The organism is Pectobacterium sp. IFB5596 (assembly GCF_021432585.1).
Taxonomy (GTDB): domain Bacteria; phylum Pseudomonadota; class Gammaproteobacteria; order Enterobacterales; family Enterobacteriaceae; genus Pectobacterium; species Pectobacterium punjabense.
In genome coordinates this window covers 599,602-600,913 of record NZ_LXFY01000012.1, presented here as the reverse complement: position 1 = coordinate 600,913, position 1,312 = coordinate 599,602, and the positions used below count along the sequence as shown (strand labels likewise).

At 48.8% G+C, this 1,312-nt stretch carries 1 protein-coding gene; it reads right to left on the bottom strand.

Annotation, left to right across the window (positions count from 1 at the left end; all coding sequences use genetic code 11):
* Positions 1-3: 3 nt before the first annotated feature.
* Positions 4-1,259 (bottom strand): IS3 family transposase gene (locus tag A6301_RS12365; protein ID WP_205542839.1). Its coding sequence is split into 2 segments (ribosomal slippage): positions 4-908 and positions 908-1,259, totalling 1,257 coding nucleotides; the frame shifts between segments, so codons are not numbered across the junction.
* Between the last annotated feature and the right edge of the window lie 53 nt (positions 1,260-1,312).

The following is a 1,312-nucleotide window of genomic DNA, read 5'->3' as shown; positions in this document are numbered from 1 at the left end:
TGACTAGTCCTGATATAGGTTGACAGTTTTCTGCCTGTAAAACGCCTGATGAACCTCATCGGGCGTTTTGTATTTCAGGGCCTGATGTGGCCGCTCATGGTTATAAATCGCCACAGATTCTTTTACCATTTTCCTCGCTTGTGCCAGATTAGCTGGGCGCGAGAGTAAAAACTCATTTTTCAGGATGCCGTTTATCCGTTCAGCCAGCGCATTCTGATAGCAGTCATAACCCTCTGTCATTGAACAGGTTATCCCATTTCTCTCATGTACCGACTGGTAAAGCGCTGAACAGTATTGTAGCCCTCTGTCAGAGTGGTGTATCAACAGCCCTTTTGTTTTTCTTTGTCGTAATGCACGTTTGAAGGCTTTTACCACATTTTCAGTTTGCAGATTATCTCCTACATGGTAACCCATGATTTTTCTGGAACAGGCATCCGTGACCAAACTCAGGTAGACCGTGCCACTGCGTACTGGTAGATAAGTAATATCGGCGACCCAGACTTGCTCCGGCTGAAGGACAGTAACCTGTTCGGGGCCAGGCTTCAGCAAGTTCGGATGCCGGTAAAAACGATGATGGCTGTTGGTCGTTTTGTGGTATGCCCGCTTTACGGGTACCAGAAGCCGGTGTTTACCCAGTAGGCTAAACAGGCGGTCACGCCCGATATTGAGTGTTTCACCTGCCTGACGGTTCAACAGAAAGTGGAGTTTGCGTGTGCCTATACGTGGCTGACGGCACCGAACTCGGGCAATAAAATCAAGAACCTGACTATTGTGTTCATGTCGTTTATTGCACCTTGCATTATGCTGGTACCATGCCTGTCTGCTGTGCCCCAGGAGCTGGCATGCGCGTGTCACGGTGACTTTTGGGGCCTGACCCTGCGCAAGGACTTGCCGGGCCGCTTTTTTACGACACTTACCCCGTAATCATTTTTCAGGACGTTGATAACAGATTCAAAAAACTCGGCTTTCTGATTCGCCAGCTTAAGCTGCTCTTCAAGTTCTTTGATTCTTTGCTCGGGTGTAAGTGGGGTAGTTGTCTGAGCCACAAGCAGTTTCCTTTTCATCAGGTCAGGAAGTCCGGGACTCCAGTCAAGCTGGCCATATTTACGCAGCCAGACAAGAACGGTGGAGCGCCCCTGAATGCCATATCGCTGCTGGGCCTGTTTATAGGTCATCTCGCCTTTTTCGACCTGTTCAACGACGGCTATTTTAAAGGATAGAGGATAATCACGTTGGGTACGTTTGAACTCAGTCATCATCACGTTCTCCGTATTTAAGTCAGGGACGTGTCAACGCTATTCAGGACGGGTCA